Here is a 1898-nt window from a genome sequence, read left to right on the forward strand (position 1 = left end):
TCTCGCCAAAAATCCTGAGATACCGCTCGATCTCTTTCACATCGCCGGTCGCCTTGGCCGGATTGTCCGACAGCTTGACCGCTGGCCTGCCATTGGCCTCGGTGACCTTGCAAACCAGCGATATGGCGTCGAGGCTGTTGGTTTCCGTCGGCGCGCAGCCTTCGAAATCATTGGTCAGATTGGTGCCCCAGCCGAACGACATGCGCACCTTGCCCTTGAAGTGGCGATAGGTCTCCTCGATGGTCTCGACCTCGAGCCCGTCGGAGAAGATCAGCAGTTTCTGCTTGGGGTCCTTGCCCTTGTCGCGCCACCAGGACAGGATTTTTTCGCCGCCTTCGATCGGCGGCGCGCTGTCGGGGCGAAAGCCCGTCCAGTCGGCCACCCAGTCCGGCGCATCGCGCAGGAACGATGCTGTGCCGAAGGCGTCGGGCAGCACGATCAGCAGATTGCCGCCATAGTAGCGCTGCCAGTCCTGCAGCACCTTGTAAGGCGACTGTCTCAGCTCTTTTTCCGAGTCGGCAAGCGCGGCAAACACCATCGGCAGCTCATGTGCGTTGGTGCCGAGCGCTTCGAGGTCGTTGTCCATGGCCAAAAGCACGTTGGAGGTGCCGGTGAACGCCTCGCCGATGCCTTCCTTCAACGCCTCGACACACCAGCGCTGCCATAGGAAGGAATGGCGCCGGCGCGTGCCGAAATCCGAGATGCGGATGCCGGGCAGCGCCTTCAGCCGCTCGGTCTTGGCCCACATCTTGGATTTGGCGCGGGCATAGAGCACGTCGAGCGCGAAAGGCCCGAACGCCCGCATCGCCGCGCGAGATCGGAGTTCATTGATGATGGCGAGCGCCGGGATTTCCCACAGCGTGGTGTACATCCACGGCCCGCTGAAGGTCAGTTCATACTGCCCGTCGCACTTCGACAGCTCGTATTCGGGCAGCCGGAAGCCTTCCAGCCAGGCGAGGAATTCCGGTTCGAAGATCTGCTTGCGGCCGTAGAAATTGTTACCGCCGAGCCAGATCATCTCCTTCTTGGAGAAGCGCAAGGTGCGGGCATGGTCGAGTTGTTCGCGCAATTCGCCCTCGTCGATCTCGTCGGCAAGGCGCACCGAGGTCGTGCGGTTGATCAGCGAGAAGGTTGCGTCGACCTTGGGATACATGCCCCAGATCATCTGCAGCATCAAAAGCTTGTAGAAATCCGTGTCGAGCAAGCTGCGCACGATCGGGTCGAGCTTCCAGGTGTGGTTGTAGACGCGCCGCGCAATATCGGTCTTAGCCATGTTTCAACACCGCCTTCGCTGCCTGCCATCCACAATTGCGACAGGCCTCATAGCATCGAATCGGCCGCAACGCTGCCCGCTTTCAGGCTGGCCCGACAAAAAGAGCTGCCTGCATGCGGCGGCGCGCAGCCCGGCATCAGCTTGCGGATTTGCCGCCCATCACCCTGAGCGCCGGACGCTTGCGGCGGCTGACGATGCGGCCGGCCACAGGGGCGTCGGCGCGCCCATCGTCCCCCGCTTTCTCGGCAAACAGCCAGTCGACGAACACCTGCACGATCGGCGTCGTCCGCATCTCGTTGCGGCAGACGACATAGAAATCGTCGACCGCCGGCACCGACAGGCTGAACGGCGCGACCAGCATGCCCCTGGCCAGCAGCGCGCTTGCCGTCACCGAGTCGCCCAGCGCCACGCCGTGGCCGTGCACCGCCGCCTCGGTCGCCATACGGGCATCGCCGAGGTGATGGCGGCGGCCCCGCTCCAGGTCCAGCGCATCGGCGGCAGCCAGCCAGGTGTGCCACTCGCGGCCGTCATCGCCATGCAGGAAGACATGATCGGCGAGATCCCTGACGCTGCGGATCGGCCGGTTGTTGATCAAGGTCGGGCTGACCACGGGAAACAGTTCGAG

At 63.3% G+C, this 1898-nt stretch carries 2 protein-coding genes; both read right to left on the reverse strand.

The features are described 5' to 3' along the window. On the reverse strand, positions 1-1273 hold a 1273-nt coding region (gene pncB / locus EN879_RS33965), incomplete at its 3' end, for a nicotinate phosphoribosyltransferase (RefSeq protein WP_127274617.1). A 136-nt stretch (positions 1274-1409) separates the two neighbouring features. Further along, the coding region (locus EN879_RS33970; RefSeq protein WP_245493911.1) for a LysR substrate-binding domain-containing protein at positions 1410-1898 on the reverse strand (489 nt) is incomplete at its 5' end.

It is taken from the genome of Mesorhizobium sp. M7A.F.Ca.AU.002.02.1.1, assembly GCF_003998535.1.
GTDB lineage: Bacteria > Pseudomonadota > Alphaproteobacteria > Rhizobiales > Rhizobiaceae > Mesorhizobium > Mesorhizobium ciceri.